We start from the raw sequence: 20,664 nt of genomic DNA, 5'->3' as shown, positions 1-20,664 counted from the left end.
TTTAATAAATTAAACCGTAAATTCTTTCGGCCAAGAAACTTCTTTACCGCTAGTGATATCCATCATGCGATCTAAAGACGTCTTAGCTTTCAAACGCAACTCTTCATTTAGGTGAACTTGCGGCTTGAAGGTCTCAAGCGCGTACTTGATCTTCTCCATCGAGTTCATCTTCATGTAAGGGCAGTTGTTGCAAGAACAGCCAGAATCCAGAACCGGAGCCTGGATTAACTCAACGTCAGGACGCTTCTTCTGCATCTGATGGAAAATGCCTGTCTCTGTTGCAACGATAAATTTCTTCGCCGGATTTTTTTCAACTTCTTCAAGCAAGCGGGAAGTCGAACCAATCACCGAAGCATACTGCAGAACAGACTCGTCACACTCAGGGTGCGCGATAACAACTGCATCTGGATGTTGAGCAATAAGCTCGACCAATCTTTTCGCATTGAAAAGAACATGCACTTCACAAGCGCCATTCCAGTATTCGAACTGACGATTCAATTTCTTAGACAACCAACGACCCAAGTGTTGATCAGGTCCAAAAAGAATTTTGCGATCTTGAGGAATCGACTCAACAATCTGCTGAGCATTTGAAGAAGTGATAATCACATCAGAAATAGATTTCACTTCTGCGGAAGAGTTGATGTAAGTAACCGCAATCCCATCCGGATGCTGACGACGCCAAGCCAAGTACTTATCGTAAGGAGCACCCTTCACCAAAGAACAACTGGCTTCCATATCAGGAACAAGAACTGTCTTCGTAGGATTTAAAATCTTCACACTTTCAGCCATGAAAACAACACCAGCCAAAAGAATCACATCCTGCTGAACCTGTTGCCCCATCTTAGCCAAATAAAAACTGTCGCCAACATAATCAGCCACATCCTGAATATCACCATCTTCATAATAGTGAGCCAAAATAACGGCATTCTTCTCTTTTTTTAAACGCTGAATATCAGCCACGATATCATAAGACATAAAAAAACCTCGGGCCCCAATTGTAACCCAATTGACCAACAACAGCCCTCATATACTGCCATCCAACCCTTTTGACCAGCCCAAACACACCGTAACCTGACAGGGAAAAAGGCAACCAGAGTTGAAGCCGTTGCTAAAGCGAAATTAACTACCAAAACACGAGAGTTTAGAACGATTGAGGCTTCTGGGATGGAGGGGAAATAGCTTCCTGCACCGAGTTCCGCAGCGAGGTTTAATACGACGTGAAAAGCAGGAGAAAACAACGAGCGAGGACTGTCCGAGGGAAAGGAAGCTATTTCCCCTCCATCCCAGAAGCCGGTCGATCGTTATAAAGTCGTTCCGCCTTTGAGGACGTTGATAATAGACTTAGAAACCGTCTTCAAAGACTCAAAAACGCCTTTGCCCTCAGATGCGCAGCCTTCGATTTCTGGCGCATTATAAGGATTCAAAGCACTTCGAAGTTCAGCCAAAGAGGCCACATTAGGAAGATCACGCTTGTTATATTGCATGATCAAAGGGATTTCGCGGATGTCGTAGCCTTGTTGTTCCAAGTTTCGCTCTAAATTGCGAAGAGATTCCAAGTTTTCGTCCATACGCTCGATTTGCGAGTCGGCGACGAAAATAACGCCATCCAAACCTTTTAGGATCAATTTACGAGAAGCATCGTACACCACTTGGCCAGGAACGGTGTAAAGATGAAAACGCGTCTTAAAGCCACGAATATCACCAACGTTCAAAGGCAAGAAGTCGAAGAACAGAGTGCGCTCAATGTCTGTATTCAATGCTACGAGCTTGGATTTTTGATCCTCCGCCGTTTTTTGATAAACCCACTGAATATTCGTCGTCTTACCGCCCAATGAAGGACCGTAATAGACCACCTTGCAGTGAATTTCTTTAGCATTGTAGTTAATAAAGGACATTACAGCTCCACTCTATTTTGCAGGGCACGACCCATAGTTCTATCATCTATGAAATCGATGTCGCTGCCAATAGGAACTCCATGGGCAATGCGAGAAAGTTTCAAACCTTTGCCCTGAAGGTGCTTAGCTAGGTACAAAATCGTCGTGTCGCCCTCAAGATCGGCATCCAATGCGAGGATGATTTCCTTGATGACGGGACCCTGGCCACTTAAACCAGCTTCCACACGTTCAACTAATTCTTTGATTTTCAGATCTTGAGGACCGATGCCTTCTAGAGGAGAAATCGCACCATGCAAAACATGGTAGCGACCACGGAAAGCACCGGAAGATTCGATACGAACAATGTCAGCAGGTTCTTCAACCACGCAGATAGATTCATCAGAGCGGTGAGGATCTTCGCAAAAACGGCAAAGATCCGTGTCCGTGTAGTTGAAGCAGCGAGGGCATTCATGAACTTCCGCTTTCACGCGCAAAAGCGCTTCGCTTAAACGCTCGGGGAAGTCATTATTGGTCTTTAGAATAAAATAAGCCAAGCGCTGAGCAGTCTTCGGCCCGATACCGGGAAGACGGCTCAATTCATGGACTAATTTTTCTAAAGCACCAATGTGTAGCATTAATTAAAACATTCCTGGGATATTCAAACCGCCAGTGATTTTTTCCATCTCTTTTGAAGATGTATCTTTCGCAGTTTTGATAGCTTCGTTAGTTGCAGACAAGATCATGTCTTGAAGCATTTCTACGTCGCCGGCTTTTAGAACTTCAGCATCGATAGTCAATGCAGTGATCATGTGGTCGCCGTTTACTTTTACTTTAACTGCGCCACCGCCAGAAGTTGCTTCGTATTCTTTTTTCGCAAGCTCTTCTTGGGCTTTTTTCATTTTCATTTGCATTTGATTGGCTTGCTTCATGAGCTGAGCCATTCCGCCTTGCATGCCTTTCATACTATCTCCCTGCGCCGTCGCGCTTCGTGTCTACGATGGATTTAATCTGCCCTTTGAAAACATCCTGGGCGGCTTTCACCATCGGATTTTCTGCGATCTTATTGCGAAGATCTTCTTCGGCCATTTGCTGCTTTTTCTGCTGCAAAGACGAAGCGGATTCTCCGGTTTGATCACGACCCATAATAACTTCAAAAGAATACCCAGCACCCCAGTACGAATCAATAAATCCTTGCAGTTTTTTACGCACCTGAGTGTCAGCCATTTGCTCTTTCAAGAACGTAAGCTTCGGAGGAACTCCCAAGGTTAAAAGCTTGCCCTCTTCCTTCGAGAAAAGCAGGTTTTCCACCTTCGCTGCAAACAGGGCATCATCCTGACGAATCAGATCGACAAAATCGACCCACTTATCTGCAGGTGTATTTCCCGCAGCCATTTTCTTAACAGGTTCTGCACTTTTCGTTACCGGGGCCGCAGGTTTCGCCGCCGCTTCCGCTTTCACGTGCGTCGTCTTAGCTTTCTCCAAAGCGGCTTTCATTGCATCGATGCCTTTTGGAACTTCAGCAACTTTTTGCGCTTCAGCTAAACGATCGTGACCTTTTGCAGGGGGAGTTACCGGCGGAGTGTAGGGCCTGGCCCCACCTGCGCTGTGAGAGGTGGGAACACCATTTTGCAACAGAGTCTTCAGGTCCACCAACTTCGGCGCAGACGCCATTCTTAACAAAGTAACTTCTAAAACAATTCTTGGATCCTGAGCGCGAGGAATATCATTGCCACCCTTTAACGCCATGTCGAAGAGCATGTGAATGTCTTCTTCAGAAAGTCGTTGCGACATTTCGTTCAAAGTTTGGATTTCTGACTCAGGCATTTCTAACATTTGCGCGGCTTGCGCTTGGGAGACTTTCACCAAAAGCAAGTTGCGGATTGTTTCAAGCAAGTCTTGAGAGAATAAATGCGGTTCAAATCCGGCAGCAGAAATTTTCTCTAACACACTTAAAATGGCTTGAGAGTTTCTGTCGATCAAAGCGTTCACAGCTTCAAACAACAATGTGCGATCGGTTAAACCTAAAATTTCCACCACATTAGCGCGAGTCAAAGGGCCGTTGGCAAACGTGATCACTTGATCCAGCAAACTTTGTGAGTCACGCATGGAGCCATCACCCTGACGAGCAATCACCCACAGAGCTTCCTCTTCAGCCGAAACTCCATCTGCATCACAGATCATTTTCAATCTTTCCGTGATTTGACGAGTGCTGATTCTTCTAAAATCAAAGCGTTGGCAGCGAGACAAAATCGTTTGTGGGATTTTGTGAACCTCGGTTGTCGCCATGATGAAGATCACGTGTGAAGGCGGCTCTTCCAAAGTTTTTAGAAGGGCGTTGAAGGCACTTGTGGAAAGCATGTGCACTTCGTCGATGATGTAGATTTTGTATTTTCCACTGGAAGGCATGAAAGCCACAGTATCGCGAAGTTCACGGATGGCATCGACACCGTTGTTCGAAGCTCCGTCGATTTCCATAACGTCGACGCTGGAACCGGAAGCGATTTCTTTACACGAATCACAGTTGTTACAAGGAACAAAACCCACGGCATTCGGGCAGCGTAAAGCTTTCGCTAAAATACGCGCGGAAGAAGTTTTTCCCGTACCGCGAGGACCTGTGAATAAAAGTGCGTGAGGCAGACGGCCATTGTTCAGAGCATTCGTCAGAGTTTGGGTAATATGGTTTTGCCCGACAACGTCAGTGAAAGATTGTGGACGCCATTTGCGTGCAATCACCTGATAAGACAAAACACACCCCTCAAGAAAACTTTCGCGAAAACAAAAGTGGCCGAGCACCCCATATCACATAGTCCCTCGAGTGCCGTTGCTTCCTTCCGGACCTAGCGGGGTTCGTCAAGGGTGCTATTGTATGGGACCCGGCCATGGGCAGGTGTAACTCACGGACGGGTTCATTACATTCGATAACTCGTCGTGCCATAGAGAGAAATTTGGGTAAATATTCCTGCTGATCGGCACGGGCTTCCAGCCCTCGCAGCTTCGCCTTCGGCGAGGGCCATCCAGGCCCCGCTGAGGCCGCTCATCAGGAATATTTACCCAAATTTCTCTCTATGGACGAAGCTCTCGAACAGAAAACCTCAACCTGAGGTGCCTGCTTACTTTTTGGGTCTACGGCGCGTCATTCTTTAGGGGTGCCTGTTTCTTTTTTGCACTTCGGTGCGGCAATCGGGATTTTTTGGAGAGAGGTCGTCGGTATTGAATCACTTCTTGTCGGTTTGTTGGGTTCGGGTAGGATTAATGGGGTCTATAGGAGTTTTTGTTATGAAGAAGATTTTGATTTTGGTTTTGATGCTTCCTCTTTTTGCTTTTGCTCAGTCTGTGGGGGTTAAAGATATTCCGGCGGATGGGGATACTACTATTGAGATTAAAAAGGGTAAAAAGACGGACAATGAATTTGAAATTGTGAACGGTGAGGATGAAGTTGAGGGGGAGGCGGCGCCGCTTTTGAAAGAGGCTCGTGCTAACTGGAAGACGGCTTGTGCTGATTGGAAAAAAGAGATCAAAGAACTGAATAAGGAAAATCAGGTTCTTTCTTTGAATTGCGGCAAAATGCAATGCTCAACGGTCGCGATGGAATCAACTTGCACTTCAAATGCGAAGTACAAATTGAAAGTTCGTGTAAAATAATTATCTCGTGGAACAAAAATAAAAAAAAGCTCAGTCGATGTGACTGAGCTTTTTTTATTTATTCCACTCGCAAAGTTTTGTTCTTTCTGTCAGCCCGCCTTCTTGAGGAGTCGTCATAAATTTACAAGTATCGTAGCCGCGAATTAAAAGGAAATCGGCAAGATCTCTTAAGGTGGAGTCGGGCAGTGACGGAGTTCGTGAAAGAATCCAACCGTAATCTCGAGTCGGATGTCCTACGACGGCCACCTGATAGTTGTTATCTAAGTAAATAATCCAGTATTTTCCCGCTAACAGATAAAAGTATTTATCTTTGAAGTTTGCAAACGTGACATCAAGTTTTGCGTTGGTTTCTGCGTCCGCGACTTTAGCTCGGCCTTCCGTAGAAAGGCGTTCGCCCTTTGCAGTTGTGCAAGAATTCAGGACCTTGACCTCTTCATTGGATAAGACGGTGTATTCAGCCGTCGTATCCTTCACGCATTTTCTTTGGAAGAACTGGGGGATCGAGGCTATCTCGTGCCAGACACCCTGATACCTTGTCAGGTCGACGTATTTAACGGTTTGCAAGGGCTTGGCTTCAGCCATTGCGGCGGCAAAAATAAAGATCAGAACTGCTACGATTCTCATAACAACTCCTTTTATACCTATTATAAAACTCATCAACATTGACGCATCCGCCAGTGTTAAAAAACATCTGTCATCGATCAGGACTCTTCGCTTTGAGCCAAAGGTTTATACTAAAAGAGCGTGTAGTCATTGGAGGGGAGGTATCCATGGAAGCATTTCCTCGGCCTATTTCCTTATTGGATGTCGTAAAGAAACACGATGTGGCGGGAGTCAAAGAGGCCTTGCGAAAACGTGTGAACTTAGAGATCACCGATTCGCAAAAACGAACGCCGCTTTTGATCGCCACTGAAAACAACGACGTCGAAATTGCGTGGCTCTTGATCTCTGCCGGAGCCGACGTAAATGCACAGGATGCCAAACATGAAACTCCACTTCTGCGTGCGGGTTCTGACGGTCGTCTGCAGATTCTAAGATTCATGTTGAAAGCAAAACCGAATTTCAAAGTTCTTGATCGCCATGGAGCCACTCCGCTGATTCCTGCGGCGGAAAAGGGTCATGTCGAAGTCGTGCGTGAACTTGTACAAACTAAGATTAATCTAGATCACCGCAATCAACTCGGATGGACAGCCTTGATGGAGGCCGTGGTTCTTGGCGACGGAAGTCCTCGCTATCAAGAAGTCGTAAAAATTCTTATTGAGGCCGGTGCGGATCCAAATATTCCCGATGTCGATGGAATCACGCCACTCGCCCATGCGCGAAGAAAGAAGCTGAATAAGATCGTAGAAATTTTAGAGAGCGTAAAGGCGAAATAAAAAAGCCCCCGTTTGCACGAGGGCTTTGAAGAATCAGATTTTAAAATCTAATTACATTGAAAGAGCTTTTTTCAAATTTGAATCAAGCTTTTCAAGGAACGGCTCAGTGTTCATGTATTTATCAGCAGGAACTTTGTCGCCATAGATACAAACAGCCAAGTCCTTTGTCATGAAACCAGCTTCAACAGTTTCTACACACACTTTTTCTAAAGTTTGTGCGAACTTCACAAGATCTGTGTTGCCATCCAAGTTTCCACGGTGCTCAAGACCACGAGTCCAAGCAAAGATAGAAGCGATTGGATTTGTCGAAGTCGGTTTACCTTGTTGGTGCTGACGGAAGTGACGAGTCACTGTTCCGTGAGCCGCTTCAGATTCCATTGTTTTTCCATCTGGAGTCACAAGAACTGAAGTCATAAGACCCAAAGAACCGAAACCTTGTGCAACAGTGTCAGATTGAACGTCACCGTCGTAGTTCTTACAAGCCCATACGAAGTTACCATTCCATTTCAATGCAGAAGCAACCATGTCGTCGATTAAACGGTGCTCATAAGTGATGCCGGCAGCATCGAACTTCGCTTTGAATTCAGTTTGGTAGATGTTTTCAAAGATGTCTTTGAAACGGCCATCGTATTTTTTCAAGATTGTGTTCTTCGTAGAAAGGTACAAAGGCCATTTCTTTTGAAGAGCCATATTGAAGCAAGAGCGAGCAAAGCCAGTGATAGACTCATCCGTGTTGTACATAGTCAACGCAACACCATCACCTTTGAAGTTGTAAACTTCGTGAGTGATCGTTTCGCCACCGTTTTCAGGTTGGAAAGTGACAGTCAATTTACCTTTGCCTTTAGTTACGAAGTCTGTCGCGCGGTATTGGTCACCGAATGCATGACGACCGATACAGATTGGCGCTGTCCAGTTAGGAACTAGGCGAGGAACGTTTTTGCAGATGATAGGTTCACGGAAAACAGTACCGTCCAAGATGTTACGGATAGTGCCGTTTGGTGATTTCCACATTTGTTTCAAGTTGAATTCTTTTACGCGAGCTTCGTCTGGGGTGATTGTCGCGCACTTGATACCCACGTTGTACTTTTTGATCGCCTCTGCAGCGTCTACAGTCACTTGGTCGTTCGTAGCATCACGATGTTCCATGCCCAAGTCGTAATACTTGATGTCGATATCTAGGTAAGGAAGGATCAATTTTTCTTTGATGAACTTCCAGATGATTCTTGTCATTTCATCGCCATCGAGTTCAACGACGGGATTAGCAACTTTGATCTTATTCATAGTCGGTCCTTTTTCCAGTTTTAGGATGTCTAAAGCCTTGAAAATATAGAATGAAGTTTAAACTCATTCAAAGGAAATAACCCGAATGTGCGGCCTTTTCGCAGAAAAATACCCATGACAAGCTTGGTCACGACCACGGTGTTCTGATTTGATGCAGCTTGCGGCTGTTCTATGCGGCAAAGATGAAACCAAATTGGGAATTCTGAAGCCTTCCTTTGGCGCTCTAATAAAGCAAAAATTCGGTCGTAAAGTTCTGCAGCGATACAAAAAATCAGACGGATTCTTTGAGGAGTCTTCGGCCTGTGCTAGCTTTGAGGGATGAGAATTTTAGCTATCTTACCATTCATGTTTTTTATCGCTTCTTGTGCCACTTCTACCAATGAGGGTGAAATCGGTGTTAGCCGTAAGCAGTTGCTTTTACCCGTAGGTCAAATCAACGACATGGCAGCGCAGACTTACAATCAGATGAAAGCCGATGCCCAGAAAAAAGGAGCTTTGGATAAAAATCCAAAACAAGTCGAGCGAGTCCAAGCTATCGCAAAAAAACTCATCCCGCAGACTTCTGTCTATCGTTCAGATGCCTTGAAGTGGGATTGGGAAGTTCACGTGATCACGTCAGATGAACTCAACGCCTTCTGCATGCCTGGCGGAAAAATCATGTTCTATTCAGCCATCATCGATAAGCTTCAACTGACCGACGCAGAGATTGCCGCCATCATGGGTCATGAAATTGCGCATGCCTTGCGTGAGCACAGTCGTGAAAGAATGTCGCAAGAGCTGATTAAAAGTGGTCTTGCTCAAGTGGTCTTAGCAACGGGGAAGGTGGATCCTGCATACATTGGCTACGCCGATCAAGCAGTGACGTTAGGAATTTTACTTCCCTACGGTCGTGGTCAAGAAACCGAAGCTGATGATATGGGGCTTGAGCTGATGGCACGCGCCGGGTACAACCCGCAGGAAGCCGTAAATCTTTGGAAGAAGATGGCGGCTCAAGGGGGAGGAAAACCTCCTGAAATTCTAAGCACACATCCCGCCGACGAAACGCGTATCAAAAAGATCACAGCACTTTTACCCAAAGTGATGCCGTTGTATGAGCAGGTAAAAAAGAAATAATTATTTTAAAAGAGCGCGTTCTATCATCTCAAGGTGGTGATCAATGCCATCTTGGATGGATGCTTTGCTTTGCAGACTCTCAAACTGACCGTCTAAAAGTAAAATCGCAAACCCGTGAATAGAAGACCAAACAAAGCGTGCGACGGTTCTCGGGTCATCCTTCTTAAAAACCTGATTCTTCATACCTTCAGAAATTAAATCCATCAGAGTCATGAAAGCTTCTGCGCCAGCCTTTTCAAGCTCCGGACGCTGTTCGCTTAAACAGCGCAACTCTTGATGAAACATACTGCGATAGTGACCGGTGTTGCTTATCGCAAATTCTATATAAGTTTTGCCCGCCAAACGCAGTTTCTGGCGGACGGTTTTTCCTTTAGGGATTTCATTAAGCATCTTCGCGCTAAAGGAATGAAAACCTTCTTCTGCGATATGGGACAATAGATCTTTTTTTGAGGCAAAATGACGATAAACGGCCGTGTGACTCACTTTAAGGCTTTGAGCGATTTCACGTAACGTAAAGTCAACCTCACCCTTTTTGTGAATGATTTCAACAGCCTTTTTAATCGCCGCAGATTTTAAATCGCCATGATGATACGTTTTTGCCATGAAAAAAGTCTAGCATGCTTTATCCATGTTTACAATGGTCACATTTATGTTAACATTGGTAACATGAAGAAGCTAAACGCGTTTTACCGAATGTTGATTGTATTTTGTCTCTTGGCCTTAGGGGCTAAGCTTTTCGGGTTCTTAAAGAACTGGCAAGAAGTGCCCCTATGGGTGATGATTCAGATGTTCTTATTTGCCGGCATCAGTCATTTCACACCGCTGCGCCACGAATTCGTAAAAATGATTCCTCCGATGATTCCTTGGAAGATGTTCTGGGTGTACTTAACAGGCGTTCTTGAAATTGTCGGAGCCATTGATTTAATAGACCCCGTCACTCGTCCCTATGCCGCTTGGGCTCTTATTGCCTTCTTAGTTCTTGTGTTTCCGGCAAACTATTACGCCGCGAAAAACGGGATTCGCTTTCGAGGAGTAAAACCTCCGTCAGCACTCGTTCGCGGAAGTATTCAGATTCTTTTTATTGTCGCACTTTATGTGGGAGGCATTTTATGAAGAAGATCCTCGTGATTAACGGTCATCCTAACGTGGAAGCATTAGGAAGTGAGTTCGCAAGAGTTTACACGCGCGCCGCAAAAGAAGCGGGCCACGAAGTTAAACTCATGAACATCGCAGATCTTCAGTTTGATCCGATTCTTCATAAAGGCTATTTAAAGATCCAAGAACTTGAGCCGGATCTTCTTCAAGCCCAGAAAGAGATTTTGTGGGCTGAACACATCGTTATAACTTTCCCTATGTGGTGGGGAACCGTGCCCGCCTTACTAAAAGGATTTTTAGATCGCACTTTGCTACCGGGCTTTGCTTTTAAATATCATAAAGATGACCCGTTCTGGGATCGACTGCTGAAAGGACGAACGGGGCGGATTATTTTTACGACCGATGCACCTGCTTGGTATAACTGGATTGTGAATCGTGATCCTGCCATTCGGATGATGAAAACAACCGTCATGGAGTTTTGTGGCATTAAACCCGTCGGTGTCACGCAGTTTGACTCTGTGAAAAATAGAAAGCCCGAAGAAATCAAAAAATTTCTTCAAAAGGTGCAAGGCCTTGGCAGCAAAGGTAAGTAGTCACCAAAAAAAGGGGACCCGACGGGTCCCCCCAAAAGAATTACCTTAAGGAATAAGGGTTCTTTATTTGGGACTCAAGCAGATGAGACGTTGCCTCCACAGGCTCAAAAGCATGTTGTGGAGAAACTAAGCGCACAAGTTGCGGTCCTCTGAAAATAGCAGCAGCTATTGCAAGCATCACTCCCAGTGATTTGTACACGAGGTACGCGAGGAAGCTTGTTATCAGACCGGCCCTTTTTACGCTTTCAACAGTCACATCCGCAGAGGTAGAAACGAGTTTCAGTAAATACCGCTCGTTTTCGAATTCCCATTCTTTCTTTTTACGCAATAACGCGTTCATAGCTTCCTCCTCAGGATTGATAATGCTTGCAAAAGCGCCGATCAAAAGGCCGCTGATCTACGCTTAGGCAAGAGTTGAAATAAAAATGCCTTCAAGACGAAAATCGTCCTGAAAAACGTTTAAAATTATTTTGGGTTAAGCCAAGAATGAAAATGCCGGTAAGCAAGTCATAACTTGGGTGATGTAAGTTCGATTTTATCGTGGATTAGAACAGAACTTGGTCTCTAGAATTGGCTGTCGGAGGCCACGTCTTGTCCGTGCACGTTGGAATCGTTCAGGTTTTTATTATTCAACATCATAATAATCATGATGGCCTCCTTTCATAAGAGTTATCTCTAATATCTGTGATCTCTCGAGGAAAGTAAACGAAATACTTTTTTATTTTTTCGTAACTCTACTTGAGACCGATCTTAAGATCAGCTGCAGAAGCGCGTTGCAAAGGCAAAGCCACACACAAACATATATCACAACTGTTTTAACGGAACTGGAGGCTAAATGCGGGTTTCGTTTTGAAAATCAGTTCCAGAATGGGAGTGGCAACTTGGAACCGCACAATGCGCCACTAAGATTTTTTTGTGAACGCATCAATCAAGGCTTTAAAGTAGGGCGGCATTTCGCTGCGAGGATACCAAGCAAGCGCAACGGGATATTCCAAATACATTTCTTGTGATAAGTATGTCAGCGAACCTTCTTTAATAAAAGGACGCGCAAACTCTTCAGTTAAGGTTGAGTACCCGACACCCGCAATCATTAAAGACGTCAAGGCATCAATGTTGTTGGCATAATGGCGGTGCTTTGGAAATTTCGTGATTTTGTATTTCTTTAAAAGATCCAACGTCATGGTGTCGTTAGGATCAAAATCCATGATGGTTTCATTCGCCAGAATGTCTTCAAGCTTTCTTTTCTTCCACGCTGATGGCCCAACAAGATAATAGCGTTCTGGCAGCATTACTTTCGAATCAAGCTCTAAGCCCACATGGTTAACGGGAAGGGCACCCATTTGAGCAAAGCCTGTCTTTAGTTTTCCGAGAATGCTGTCTGTGTCGGTAAGATCAAAGCGAACTCTGAGGTTCGGATATTTCTTCATCACGGCAGCAGCTTTCGGAATCATGCGCGAGCGCATCAGCGTGGAAGTCCCACTTATGCAAACTTCAAAATAAGTATTCTGTTTTTGTCCACCTATGCTTGAAAGGGTTTCGCCTTCTAAGTCACGGGCCGCTTTCACATAGCGAAGAAGAGATTCCCCTTCGCTTGTTAAACGCATTCCCTTTCTAGATCTGGTGAATAAAGTAACGCCCAGTTGCTTTTCCAAGCTCCGGATTCTTTGGGTCACGCCTGTCTGCGTGAGATTCACCATTTTAGCCGCTTCCAGGACCGTGCCCTTTTGGACGACGGCCCAGAAAGCTTCAAGGGAAGGGCTGAGTAAACTCATTAAAAATGATAATAAACTGAAATATATGAATTATACAAATACATAATTTAAGAATATTTAAGATCAACGCAACATAGACACTAAATGTAGGAACAAATCCTAGGAGGAAAAATGAAAGTAAAAATCTTGTTGATCGCAGCGTTGTTCGTCGGAAGTTATGCACATGCACTTGTGGAAAAGTCAGTGAGTGAGCAAGAAATTAAATGCGTAGAAGCCGCAGATGTTTCTTATGGACTCTCTGACGTATCCTTTAAAGTGATTGCAACGGAACTCTCTGCACCACGCTTGCATCAAGTGAGTTATGATCTGGAATACAGCGCAGTCTTTGCGATTGCAGGTAAATGCCCTTCAAGAAACTGCGGTTCTACTCAGTATTACAACCATAGTGGTACAAGCATTAATAATGTAGATGCGACAGCGTTCTACAATCAGAATGAAGAAGGCATCCATCACATTTACCTAAAGAGTGCAACGAACCCTGCAAATGATTTTGAAGCTGTTTATGAAATTAACGGCTCAAATGTAAATTTGAAATCTTTGACTTTAAGAGGGCAAAAAAATTCTGACATCAGTTCAACTTTAAAATGTCAGCTTGTTTCCCATAACTAGGGAAGAAAGATCAAGGGCGATAGGTCTTAATGGAAGGCCTATCGCCAGCTTAAAATGAAATTACTTTACGAGTGTACCAGAGATCGCACGAAGCTGCGTAGAAACAAGATTTTCGCGAGACAAAGATTTGCGAATCTTCTCACAGGCACCACGCTCCGTTCTTGGTGGAAGGCCCATGTAAACCGTGTGGATGTTCTCTGCCAATTGAGTTCTTTCAAAATAGTATGAGTTCGTCGAAGTCTTCTTAAGCACCATCGTCAAAGTCGTGTGCAAAGTATAAGTGAACTTATTCACACCCATGTGCAAATTGCAGTAAGGTTCTTTGATGTAACCTGTTTCTAAACGAAACTGACGTTGTGTCGGATGTGCGATGCGAATTGTTCCATCTTGCTCTATCGTGCCCACGACACCTTTAGCGGTATCGGCTTTTCCATTTCGATCGGCCACGTAAATGTCGTTTCCATCAAATACGTAAGCCAAGAATTCGTTAAAGATATCGTCGCTACAAGAATAGTAAGAAAAAGGAATAGAAAGACCTTGCTCGGTCAGTTCAATGTTTAAAGCAGAGTCGCATTGAATATCACGAAGAGTGCTAGATCCTTTTGCGGGATTGTATTGAAGTTGACCTTTCAAGGTCCCCTTGTATTCGCCCAAAACGCCACTGTTTGCTTGCGCCAAAGAAGTGAAAAGTAATGCAGCCATGATTAATACTGATTTCATAGGTCCTCCCAAAGAGGCCGATACTACCAAAGTCTTTGAGCTTGTCAGGCCTTTGTGCGCTGTTTTTCACAGACGTAACGGTAATTGTGGACCTCTATTAAGACCACTTTTGACAAATACTCGGCGAAACCGTCAACTGATTTAAGGGACAAAGTATTTTCTTTCTCCTATAAAAGCCTTGGAACTTTTGATGGAGGCGGCCCGGATGAAATTCGCATTCTTAACTTTAATCGCAGCGTTCTCTGTAAATGCGCAGGCTTCAAACTGTGAGACTAGCGGGGTTTTGGATCGCATCACATGTCCGTCTCAAACTCTTGAGATTTCGGGCCCGCACCTAACTCGCGAAGTTCGCTACGCCCTTCCAAAAGGTAAAACTCCGCGTGGAGGATGGCCCACAGTCGTTCTTTATCAAGGAAGTTTTTTTGATGTTGAGTTTTCAAGACAAAAGCTTATGCCTTTTGGCGGTTATAACGAGATCCGTCTAATTCAATCTTTATTAGACAGCGGCTTTGCCGTCGTTGCTCCCCGAGCCATTGCTGGTGTTGCTTGGATGACAAATCTCATCGGCGTTGACTACGAAACGTCGGAAGATTTCTATTTTATTACCGAGATGCTTTCAGAAATGAAAAAGGGGAGTTTAGGTAAATTAAACATGAAGCGACTTTATGCCACCGGTATCTCTAGCGGAGGTTATCATTCAAGCCGCATGGCTGTCAGTTTTCCAGGTGTCTTTAAGGCCTTGGCCGTGGAATCCGCATCCTTTGCGGATTGCAAAGGGCCTGTTTGTTTTGTTCCAACGGCGATTCCAGAAAATCATCCTCCAACACTTTTCTTACACGGGGAACTAGATACCGTTGTTCCAGTGGGAACCATGTATCCCTACTTCGATACATTAAAGGCTCACGGTATCGATACAGAATTTTTTGTTGATCCCACAGCAAGACATCAGTGGTTAGAACAGGCACCTGAACTCATCACTCAATGGTTTTTAGATCACCCTTGAATTTGCCAGGCGATTTTTTCTAAAGCTTCGACCTCTTCGGCCCAATATCTGTACGTATTAAACTCAGGGAAAAGACGGGGGAAGCTTGGATCTTCCCAGCGCTTTGCAATCCATCCCGCGTAAGAAATAATACGAAGGCCGCGCAATAGTGGGACCCAGGACCATTGGTGATCTGGGAACTCGCGCAGCTCTTCATAACCTTCGATGATTTGAAACTTCTCTTCATCCAAAGTGTCGTTGTCTCCGGAAAGAAGCATCCAGAAATCTTGAATCACCGGGCCGTTCACGAAATCGTCGAAGTCGACTAAGAAAAATTCTTTTCCGTTATTTAAAAGATTTCCCTTATGGCAGTCGCCGTGGATGCGAATGAATTCAGAGGGATTAAAACTATCGTCGATAGCATAAAGAATGTCTTCCGCCGCCGTAAGGTAACGATTGCGAACTTCGGGGATGATCCAGTCATGCAAATAATCAATCGTATCCCAACCGCCATAATAGCTGGTATCTAACGTCGGACGATGAAGAGCTTTCTTCTTTGCGCCAATGTTATGGACTTGCGCCATCAGGCGGCCGACTTTTTTAAGTTCTCCGTCTAGAAACTCTTGCGGCATTCTTCCTAAAACTTTTGGAAAAAACGCGACATACATCCCATCAACTTCAGAAACCGTGCTGTCATGCCCTTGAAAAAGGGGAGCGACGGCAGGAATGCCTTCATTTTTTAAGGAAAGCAGAAACTCGTGCTCTTCTAAAATGGCGTCCTTGCTCCAGCGATTGGGGCGATAGAACTTCGCAATGACGTTCTTGGGAGAGCCATTTGGTTCGGGCGCTTCTTCTAGCTTGATATCAAAAACGCGATTCTCATAGGAATTTAACTGAGTGAACTCTCCCGTCGGATAAAACCCTGCATTTTCCGCCGCTTGCAGAACTTTTTCAGGATCTAAACTATAGAAAGAAGAGGTTTTATCCATTTTGCTCCCAAAGGTACCTGCTTCCTTTTCTTCACAAAGGGAAGCAGGTACCTTTTTCTTGCCAGTTTTTTGTGGGTAAGTCATTCTCTGACTGGATGAGCGATAAAGAAACTTTCCTCTTTGCTAAATGGCCTGTTGAAGTGCATCGGCGCAACTTTCGTCGCTCGGTTTCGATTTATCTTTATCCTAATAAGCCTATTAAGGTCGTAGCGGCGAAAAGCACATCGCAAAAAGTGATCACCGACTTTTTGATGGCGAAAAAGGACTGGATCGAAAAGAACTTCGAAAAGTTTTCTGAGATCGCTGAAAAATTCCCTGAAAAGAAGATCAAGGCCTACGAAAACTTTCCTTTCTTAGGGAAAGACCGCAAGCTCAAGGTTGTCATCACCTTGAATAAAAAACCGTTCGTGTCCGTGACAGAAGAAAATCTTCTTTTGCATATTCCAAGAAACGATTGGAGTGCAAACTCGTTGATAGAAGAGCATCCCACGGCACTGACAGAAATCCGCCATTTCTATAAACGCGAAGCCGTTCAATTATTGTCTGAAAGAATCAAGTTCTGGGCTGAACAAATGAACCTGCATCCAGCGCAAGTGAAGTTCCGCGAGCAACGCACCCGCTGGGGGAGTTGCTCGTCTCGTAAGATCATCAATCTGAATTGGCGTTTAATCGTGTTTAATCAAGAAATCATTGATTATGTGATCGTGCACGAGTTGGCACATTTGCAGCACATGAATCACTCGGATCGCTTTTGGTCTTTAGTAGAAAAGTATGTGGCAGACTATAAAGGGATTATGAAATCCCTTAAAGAGTCGCAGTACTTAGTCGAATTTTTATCTGAACAAAACTAATAAAGACCGTTCGCTGTTTTTGCGCGCATCAAGGACATCGCAAGCAATGTTCCCACATAACCGACGCAAGCACCGAAGATAGTGTCACTTAAGAAGTGATCGTGAACCACAACGCGAGTCAGGCAAATCATCACTGCCGCAGGAATCCAAAACCAACGCATCTTCGGAAAGGCCACAGTCATCATTGTCGCTACAGTGAAGATCACTTGTGAGTGTCCTGAAGAAAACGAATGCCAATGCCAATGTGTCGTCATTGGTGTGAAGATGAAAGGATCAAAATCCGGAGTTTTATGTGGGCGCTGACGTCCCACTGTAAACTTAATAATGTGCGTGATGATTCCACACACGATCAGGGAAACAAAAAAATTAAGACCCCAGCGACGAAAGAAATCGACTGTATTTGAGTGCTTGCGAAAAGCCGAAATACGTGGAGCAATCCACGCTGCAAATCCCCAAGTCGCTAACGCCAATACGAACCAGTATTCTGAAAGCGCAACATCAGTCAGCTCCCGTGCAGGTTCTCTTAATGCGGTTCTAACTTGCTCATTCGCGAAGTATAAAGAAAGGTTTTGGTCGAACAAATACATCGCCAAAATAGCTAAAATGAATGAGCCAAGAATGACTTTGATAATATGTTTTGTCAGTTTTTGAGGGTCGCCGACGAGCTCGCCGAATTGTTGTACAGGCATGTAATTCCTTCCAAAGCAGAGTCTAAAACGTAACCGTATTGCAATACAAGCCCTGATGAGGGGTGACGAAAACTGGCCCAAGGCTTGCTTATTGGTCCAGCGACAGAATACTTGGAGGTTTTTCATGTTACCAATGCTTCATAAGCACACTGTGATTACCGCAGCTTTGCTTGCATCATTAAGTCTTACTGCTTGCGGTAAGAAAAAAGACGTTCTTGCTCCTCCGACAGAGCAGCAAACTACACAAAAGACGGGTTCCGATTCCGAAACTTCAAATACAAATGGTCAAGGTGAATTGCCAGATCCTAGCAATCCGAATGATACTTTGCCGCCTCTTCCAGAGCCGATCCCTGATACAAAAGTGAATCCGCCTAAGGCAAATCCACCGAAAGCGAACCCACCAAAAACGACAACTCCTCCTTCTACAGGTGGTGGTGCTCCTTCTAAACCGTCGACGCCGGTTCCTCCTCCTCCAACAACAGAGATTCCTAAGCAAACTCCTCCTGTTGTGGACACTCTTCCGGTTCCAGCTCCAGGCACAAATCGTTTGCCTTCAGACTATCGTTCAAACGACGCTTCAAATGCGACGAACGATGCACTTTCTAAACGTATGACGGGTGCAGTGACTGAGGATGGTTTGGTTTATACCTCTTCTTCAACAGATGATCTTTTAACTTATCTTAGAGCTCGTAACGAAAAAGTCGGCGCTGAATCTCGTCGTGCTAATTTGGCGGCAGCTGCTTCTATCTTGTCTGCAAAAATGTCTGTAGACGGTTTGTCTGGCGACGCGGTTGTGACTTTGAAAGTTCAAGAAGGCCGTGACGTTAAAGTTTATAACGTAGCCGGCGCAAGTGTGAACGGTGGTTACGCATCTCCAGTTAAATCAGTTCGCGCTGGTAACGGAGAAAAATCCACAGGAGCACGCGCTCTTTCTGGTACTTTGAAATGTTTGGATCTTGATGGTGGTTGTGAAACTACTTTCGTAAGACTTCAAATTGGTACTTCTCCAAATACAGCGATCATCAACTTGGTTTTCAGAAACTCACCTGCTGATTTGTATTTCCACTTGCCGGCTCAAGGGGCTCACTCTGACAACCCAGAGTTCTTGTTGATCCAAGAGTTTGCTTTAAGCACGATCCAAAGATTGAATGTTGAAAACAAAGTGAAGACTTCAAAAATCTCTTCATGGGAAGTTGTGAACGGTCGCTCTGGTTTTAATGTATCTTTAAAAGGCGTGAACCAAGAGCTTCTGGCTTTCGCGGGTCCATTGCTTGCTCCTGAAGCGGGTACGGGTGTGAACATCAATCTTTCTCGTATCGCGAAAGATCAGGAAGACACTTTGGATTTGATCTCTTTGAACAACACGAAATTGAATTATGCAAACTACATTGGTGAAGCGCGTTTGATTGCGAATAACGGTTTAGGTCAGGTTCGTATCGCGTTGAAAATGAGAAAGCGTGGCGCTTACGCTCAAGATCAACTTGCGATCACTTTCATGAGAAGAATCAAACCTCTTGTGGATTTGACTGACGATAACTTGAAGTAATTTGATCTTAAATAATAGATCTTCCCTGGGACCACGGACCTCCAACCGTGGTCCCTTTTTCTATCTGCAAAGGTTCGAATCAATTTCGATTTGCAGAAGCTCGGAGGGGTCTTCGCCCAACGTGGCAGCAAGCTTAATGGCAGAGTGTTTTTGTTCAATCAGATTTTCTAAGAAATATCCGCAAAGGTTTTCTTTTTCACCGTTTTGTTCGTGGTTCAACTGTTGAATAAGGGTTTTTTGCTCGGTGATCTGACGAACCTGTCTTTGAACAAGTCCGCTATATTCCCCGGCTTGGGCTACAGTCATAGAAGCAAAGAATACGGAAATCGCGATCATGGCACTTTTCATATAAGTCTCCTGTTAATGGCATTTTTTACTGCAAGGTCAGAACCGCACCGGCCGGTGTTCTTTTTAGTTTCAGAAACGCTCAAGATTTTGCCAGGTCCCACTTTTTGGCTGTTTGAACCTTCAATTGCAATTAAACGCTGTTATACCGCGCGAATCTGGTGTCGAAGTGACCTTGAAACATTTGGTACGCTGGTTGCTTTAGCGGTCAGTGGGGAATCACTGAATCTTTTTGGGGGATACAATGACTTTTAAATCTAGTTTGTTAGTTGCCTTCTCTGCCATCACTCTGACTGCGGCTATCGCGGAAGCTTATATCGTTCCAGGTCGCGGGCCTGCGCCCATTCCACGTCCTGATGTGGGGCCTGAATTTCCTTTTCCAGGACAAGATGATTTCGGAAACGGCAGTGGTCGTTTAGATCAAAGAATCATCTATGTCGGTCGCCGCGTTTCAAATGAGACTTTAGAACTTCGTCAACTTGCCGGTATCGGTGAAAGCTACCGTGGTTATGAAGTCGAGTCCGTAGAAGTTGAAATCAATCGCAGCGGACCTCGCGCTGAAATTTCTTTGCTAACAGATGGTCGCGTGGATGAAACTTCTTACTCTCCGCAAGGATCTATTCTTCTTCGTCCTCGTTACAGAGCTACCATCGGCGAAGATATCCGCACTTTGCAGCTTTTAGTTCGTGGTAACGCCGATATTGCTTCGATTCGCATCTCTTTAAGAGAAGGTGATCGCATCGGTCGCCCGGATCGCCCAGGCCGTCCTGATCGCGGTATTGATGTTCCACTTTATGTGTCACGTCGCATGTATGGAAATGATCGCTTAGATCTTTCCCAATACCTCGATGCTCAACGCTACCGTGGTTACAGAATCCAGCAGATCGTGATTGAGGCAACTCCAGCTTACAATACTGCTTTGATCGATGTTCTTATTAACGGATTCAATCAAGGCCAAACTTTGCAAGTGGATCGCTATAACACTCGTCAGACTGTGGTTCCGCAAAATGCAGTGATCGGGTACGGAGCGGACAGCATCGTTCTTTACACTCGTGGAGATCTTGATATCCATCGCGTGACTTTAAGATTGTCTGCTCGCTAGTAAATAAGTTTTAAAATTCGACGACTTAAAAGGACTCTACCCAGAGTCCTTTTTTTATTTCTGCGAGGCTTTAGATAATGCCTTG

At 44.7% G+C, this 20,664-nt stretch carries 24 protein-coding genes and 1 other RNA gene; 10 read left to right on the top strand and 15 right to left on the bottom strand.

Annotated elements, in window-relative coordinates; all coding sequences use genetic code 11:
* Positions 1–9 precede the first annotated feature (9 nt).
* The 6 genes from nadA to ffs all read right to left on the bottom strand — a co-directional run bounded on the left by nadA (position 10) and on the right by ffs (position 4,753).
* Positions 10–975 (bottom strand): quinolinate synthase NadA, encoded by a 966-nt coding sequence (gene nadA, locus ACLWBD_RS16730; protein ID WP_063205483.1) that lies wholly within the window; start codon positions 973–975, stop codon positions 10–12.
* Positions 976–1,301: 326 nt separating this feature from the next.
* Positions 1,302–1,895 (bottom strand): GTP-binding protein, encoded by a 594-nt coding sequence (locus tag ACLWBD_RS16725; protein ID WP_063205482.1) that lies wholly within the window; start codon positions 1,893–1,895, stop codon positions 1,302–1,304.
* Complete coding sequence (gene recR, locus ACLWBD_RS16720; RefSeq protein ID WP_063205481.1) at positions 1,895–2,509, bottom strand: recombination mediator RecR; 615 nt, start codon at positions 2,507–2,509, stop codon at positions 1,895–1,897. Before recR ends, ACLWBD_RS16725 begins: the two co-directional genes overlap by 1 nt.
* Before the next feature lie 3 nt (positions 2,510–2,512).
* Positions 2,513–2,836 (bottom strand): YbaB/EbfC family nucleoid-associated protein, encoded by a 324-nt coding sequence (locus ACLWBD_RS16715; protein WP_063205480.1) that lies wholly within the window; start codon positions 2,834–2,836, stop codon positions 2,513–2,515.
* A gap of 1 nt (position 2,837) precedes the next feature.
* Complete coding sequence (dnaX, locus tag ACLWBD_RS16710; RefSeq protein WP_413569047.1) at positions 2,838–4,619, bottom strand: DNA polymerase III subunit gamma/tau; 1,782 nt, start codon at positions 4,617–4,619, stop codon at positions 2,838–2,840.
* A gap of 35 nt (positions 4,620–4,654) precedes the next feature.
* An RNA gene (gene ffs / locus ACLWBD_RS16705) (signal recognition particle sRNA small type) lies at positions 4,655–4,753 on the bottom strand.
* A 397-nt stretch (positions 4,754–5,150) separates the two neighbouring features.
* On the opposite strand from ffs, the gene ACLWBD_RS16700 reads away from it, so the two are divergent.
* Complete coding sequence (locus ACLWBD_RS16700) at positions 5,151–5,516, top strand: hypothetical protein (protein WP_063205478.1); 366 nt, start codon at positions 5,151–5,153, stop codon at positions 5,514–5,516.
* A gap of 54 nt (positions 5,517–5,570) precedes the next feature.
* Here the strand turns inward: ACLWBD_RS16700 and ACLWBD_RS16695 are convergent, their stop codons facing one another.
* On the bottom strand, positions 5,571–6,140 hold the full coding sequence (locus ACLWBD_RS16695) for a lipocalin family protein (protein ID WP_063205477.1): 570 nt from the start codon (positions 6,138–6,140) through the stop codon (positions 5,571–5,573).
* Positions 6,141–6,286: 146 nt separating this feature from the next.
* Between ACLWBD_RS16695 and ACLWBD_RS16690 the strand changes: the two genes are divergently transcribed.
* Positions 6,287–6,892, top strand: a complete 606-nt coding sequence (locus ACLWBD_RS16690) for an ankyrin repeat domain-containing protein (RefSeq protein ID WP_063205476.1) — start codon at positions 6,287–6,289, stop codon at positions 6,890–6,892.
* Positions 6,893–6,943: 51 nt separating this feature from the next.
* Here the strand turns inward: ACLWBD_RS16690 and ACLWBD_RS16685 are convergent, their stop codons facing one another.
* Positions 6,944–8,173, bottom strand: a complete 1,230-nt coding sequence (locus ACLWBD_RS16685; protein WP_063242449.1) for an isocitrate dehydrogenase (NADP(+)) — start codon at positions 8,171–8,173, stop codon at positions 6,944–6,946.
* A 318-nt stretch (positions 8,174–8,491) separates the two neighbouring features.
* Here ACLWBD_RS16685 and ACLWBD_RS16680 point away from each other — a divergent pair, with 318 nt between their 5' ends.
* Positions 8,492–9,286, top strand: a complete 795-nt coding sequence (locus ACLWBD_RS16680; protein ID WP_063205474.1) for a M48 family metallopeptidase — start codon at positions 8,492–8,494, stop codon at positions 9,284–9,286.
* Here ACLWBD_RS16680 and ACLWBD_RS16675 read toward each other — a convergent pair whose 3' ends face one another.
* A complete protein-coding gene (locus tag ACLWBD_RS16675; RefSeq protein ID WP_063205473.1) occupies positions 9,287–9,889 on the bottom strand; it encodes a TetR/AcrR family transcriptional regulator in 603 nt (200 codons plus the stop codon).
* Between the two features lie 63 nt (positions 9,890–9,952).
* Between ACLWBD_RS16675 and ACLWBD_RS16670 the strand changes: the two genes are divergently transcribed.
* Both ACLWBD_RS16670 and ACLWBD_RS16665 read left to right on the top strand, forming a co-directional pair.
* Entirely contained in the window at positions 9,953–10,399 is a 447-nt protein-coding gene (locus ACLWBD_RS16670; RefSeq protein ID WP_413569046.1) for a DoxX family protein, read from the top strand.
* Positions 10,396–10,974, top strand: a complete 579-nt coding sequence (locus tag ACLWBD_RS16665; RefSeq protein ID WP_413569045.1) for an NAD(P)H-dependent oxidoreductase — start codon at positions 10,396–10,398, stop codon at positions 10,972–10,974. The genes ACLWBD_RS16670 and ACLWBD_RS16665 overlap by 4 nt, the downstream gene beginning before the upstream one ends.
* Before the next feature lie 40 nt (positions 10,975–11,014).
* Here the strand turns inward: ACLWBD_RS16665 and ACLWBD_RS16660 are convergent, their stop codons facing one another.
* Entirely contained in the window at positions 11,015–11,314 is a 300-nt protein-coding gene (locus ACLWBD_RS16660) for a hypothetical protein (protein ID WP_063205471.1), read from the bottom strand.
* Positions 11,315–11,876: 562 nt separating this feature from the next.
* Positions 11,877–12,746, bottom strand: coding sequence for a LysR family transcriptional regulator (locus ACLWBD_RS16655; RefSeq protein ID WP_063205470.1), 870 nt, complete (start codon positions 12,744–12,746; stop codon positions 11,877–11,879).
* 111 nt (positions 12,747–12,857) lie between these two features.
* Between ACLWBD_RS16655 and ACLWBD_RS16650 the strand changes: the two genes are divergently transcribed.
* A complete protein-coding gene (locus tag ACLWBD_RS16650) occupies positions 12,858–13,355 on the top strand; it encodes a hypothetical protein (protein WP_413569044.1) in 498 nt (165 codons plus the stop codon).
* Positions 13,356–13,415: 60 nt separating this feature from the next.
* On the opposite strand, the gene ACLWBD_RS16645 is transcribed toward ACLWBD_RS16650, so the two are convergent.
* The gene (locus tag ACLWBD_RS16645; protein WP_413569043.1) at positions 13,416–14,075 is read right to left on the bottom strand and encodes a hypothetical protein; all 660 of its coding nucleotides are present in this window, start codon (positions 14,073–14,075) and stop codon (positions 13,416–13,418) included.
* 205 nt (positions 14,076–14,280) lie between these two features.
* On the opposite strand from ACLWBD_RS16645, the gene ACLWBD_RS16640 reads away from it, so the two are divergent.
* Positions 14,281–15,078, top strand: a complete 798-nt coding sequence (locus ACLWBD_RS16640; protein ID WP_413569042.1) for a prolyl oligopeptidase family serine peptidase — start codon at positions 14,281–14,283, stop codon at positions 15,076–15,078.
* Here ACLWBD_RS16640 and ACLWBD_RS16635 read toward each other — a convergent pair.
* A complete protein-coding gene (locus ACLWBD_RS16635; RefSeq protein ID WP_413569041.1) occupies positions 15,069–16,046 on the bottom strand; it encodes a serine/threonine protein kinase in 978 nt (325 codons plus the stop codon). The two genes, ACLWBD_RS16640 and ACLWBD_RS16635, sit on opposite strands and share 10 nt — an antisense overlap.
* Positions 16,047–16,117: 71 nt before the next feature.
* On the opposite strand from ACLWBD_RS16635, the gene ACLWBD_RS16630 reads away from it, so the two are divergent.
* Positions 16,118–16,897, top strand: a complete 780-nt coding sequence (locus ACLWBD_RS16630; protein WP_253696503.1) for a M48 family metallopeptidase — start codon at positions 16,118–16,120, stop codon at positions 16,895–16,897.
* Here ACLWBD_RS16630 and ACLWBD_RS16625 read toward each other — a convergent pair.
* Positions 16,894–17,586 (bottom strand): phosphatase PAP2 family protein, encoded by a 693-nt coding sequence (locus ACLWBD_RS16625; RefSeq protein WP_063205465.1) that lies wholly within the window; start codon positions 17,584–17,586, stop codon positions 16,894–16,896. The two genes, ACLWBD_RS16630 and ACLWBD_RS16625, sit on opposite strands and share 4 nt — an antisense overlap.
* Before the next feature lie 124 nt (positions 17,587–17,710).
* Here ACLWBD_RS16625 and ACLWBD_RS16620 point away from each other — a divergent pair, with 124 nt between their 5' ends.
* A complete protein-coding gene (locus tag ACLWBD_RS16620) occupies positions 17,711–19,132 on the top strand; it encodes a hypothetical protein (RefSeq protein ID WP_253696501.1) in 1,422 nt (473 codons plus the stop codon).
* A gap of 60 nt (positions 19,133–19,192) precedes the next feature.
* Here the strand turns inward: ACLWBD_RS16620 and ACLWBD_RS16615 are convergent, their stop codons facing one another.
* Positions 19,193–19,480: a hypothetical protein gene (locus ACLWBD_RS16615; protein WP_413569040.1), complete on the bottom strand. Its 288-nt coding sequence runs from the start codon at positions 19,478–19,480 to the stop codon at positions 19,193–19,195.
* 241 nt (positions 19,481–19,721) lie between these two features.
* Here ACLWBD_RS16615 and ACLWBD_RS16610 point away from each other — a divergent pair, with 241 nt between their 5' ends.
* Complete coding sequence (locus ACLWBD_RS16610) at positions 19,722–20,579, top strand: hypothetical protein (protein WP_063205463.1); 858 nt, start codon at positions 19,722–19,724, stop codon at positions 20,577–20,579.
* The last annotated feature ends 85 nt before the right edge of the window (positions 20,580–20,664 follow it).

It is taken from the genome of Bdellovibrio sp. HCB117, from assembly GCF_047305915.1.
GTDB lineage: Bacteria > Bdellovibrionota > Bdellovibrionia > Bdellovibrionales > Bdellovibrionaceae > Bdellovibrio > Bdellovibrio bacteriovorus_B.
Note: the sequence above shows the minus strand (reverse complement) of the source record. Positions and strands in the feature narration are given on the sequence as shown.

Bases quoted from the DNA above. Each gene is read 5' to 3' on its own strand.
- ACLWBD_RS16655 (WP_063205470.1), bottom strand. From the start codon at position 12,746: ATGAGTTTACTCAGCCCTTCCCTTGAAGCTTTCTGGGCCGTCGTCCAA.
- ACLWBD_RS16725 (WP_063205482.1), bottom strand. From the start codon at position 1,895: ATGTCCTTTATTAACTACAATGCTAAAGAAATTCACTGCAAGGTGGTC.
- ACLWBD_RS16685 (WP_063242449.1), bottom strand. From the start codon at position 8,173: ATGAATAAGATCAAAGTTGCTAATCCCGTCGTTGAACTCGATGGCGAT.
- ACLWBD_RS16635 (WP_413569041.1), bottom strand. From the start codon at position 16,046: ATGGATAAAACCTCTTCTTTCTATAGTTTAGATCCTGAAAAAGTTCTG.
- ACLWBD_RS16715 (WP_063205480.1), bottom strand. From the start codon at position 2,836: ATGAAAGGCATGCAAGGCGGAATGGCTCAGCTCATGAAGCAAGCCAAT.
- ACLWBD_RS16660 (WP_063205471.1), bottom strand. From the start codon at position 11,314: ATGAACGCGTTATTGCGTAAAAAGAAAGAATGGGAATTCGAAAACGAG.
- recR (WP_063205481.1), bottom strand. From the start codon at position 2,509: ATGCTACACATTGGTGCTTTAGAAAAATTAGTCCATGAATTGAGCCGT.
- nadA (WP_063205483.1), bottom strand. From the start codon at position 975: ATGTCTTATGATATCGTGGCTGATATTCAGCGTTTAAAAAAAGAGAAG.
- ACLWBD_RS16670 (WP_413569046.1), top strand. From the start codon at position 9,953: ATGAAGAAGCTAAACGCGTTTTACCGAATGTTGATTGTATTTTGTCTC.
- ACLWBD_RS16610 (WP_063205463.1), top strand. From the start codon at position 19,722: ATGACTTTTAAATCTAGTTTGTTAGTTGCCTTCTCTGCCATCACTCTG.
- ACLWBD_RS16680 (WP_063205474.1), top strand. From the start codon at position 8,492: ATGAGAATTTTAGCTATCTTACCATTCATGTTTTTTATCGCTTCTTGT.
- ACLWBD_RS16625 (WP_063205465.1), bottom strand. From the start codon at position 17,586: ATGCCTGTACAACAATTCGGCGAGCTCGTCGGCGACCCTCAAAAACTG.
- ACLWBD_RS16640 (WP_413569042.1), top strand. From the start codon at position 14,281: ATGAAATTCGCATTCTTAACTTTAATCGCAGCGTTCTCTGTAAATGCG.
- ACLWBD_RS16615 (WP_413569040.1), bottom strand. From the start codon at position 19,480: ATGAAAAGTGCCATGATCGCGATTTCCGTATTCTTTGCTTCTATGACT.
- ACLWBD_RS16695 (WP_063205477.1), bottom strand. From the start codon at position 6,140: ATGAGAATCGTAGCAGTTCTGATCTTTATTTTTGCCGCCGCAATGGCT.
- ACLWBD_RS16675 (WP_063205473.1), bottom strand. From the start codon at position 9,889: ATGGCAAAAACGTATCATCATGGCGATTTAAAATCTGCGGCGATTAAA.
- ACLWBD_RS16620 (WP_253696501.1), top strand. From the start codon at position 17,711: ATGTTACCAATGCTTCATAAGCACACTGTGATTACCGCAGCTTTGCTT.
- ACLWBD_RS16650 (WP_413569044.1), top strand. From the start codon at position 12,858: ATGAAAGTAAAAATCTTGTTGATCGCAGCGTTGTTCGTCGGAAGTTAT.
- ACLWBD_RS16690 (WP_063205476.1), top strand. From the start codon at position 6,287: ATGGAAGCATTTCCTCGGCCTATTTCCTTATTGGATGTCGTAAAGAAA.
- ACLWBD_RS16700 (WP_063205478.1), top strand. From the start codon at position 5,151: ATGAAGAAGATTTTGATTTTGGTTTTGATGCTTCCTCTTTTTGCTTTT.
- ACLWBD_RS16645 (WP_413569043.1), bottom strand. From the start codon at position 14,075: ATGAAATCAGTATTAATCATGGCTGCATTACTTTTCACTTCTTTGGCG.
- ACLWBD_RS16665 (WP_413569045.1), top strand. From the start codon at position 10,396: ATGAAGAAGATCCTCGTGATTAACGGTCATCCTAACGTGGAAGCATTA.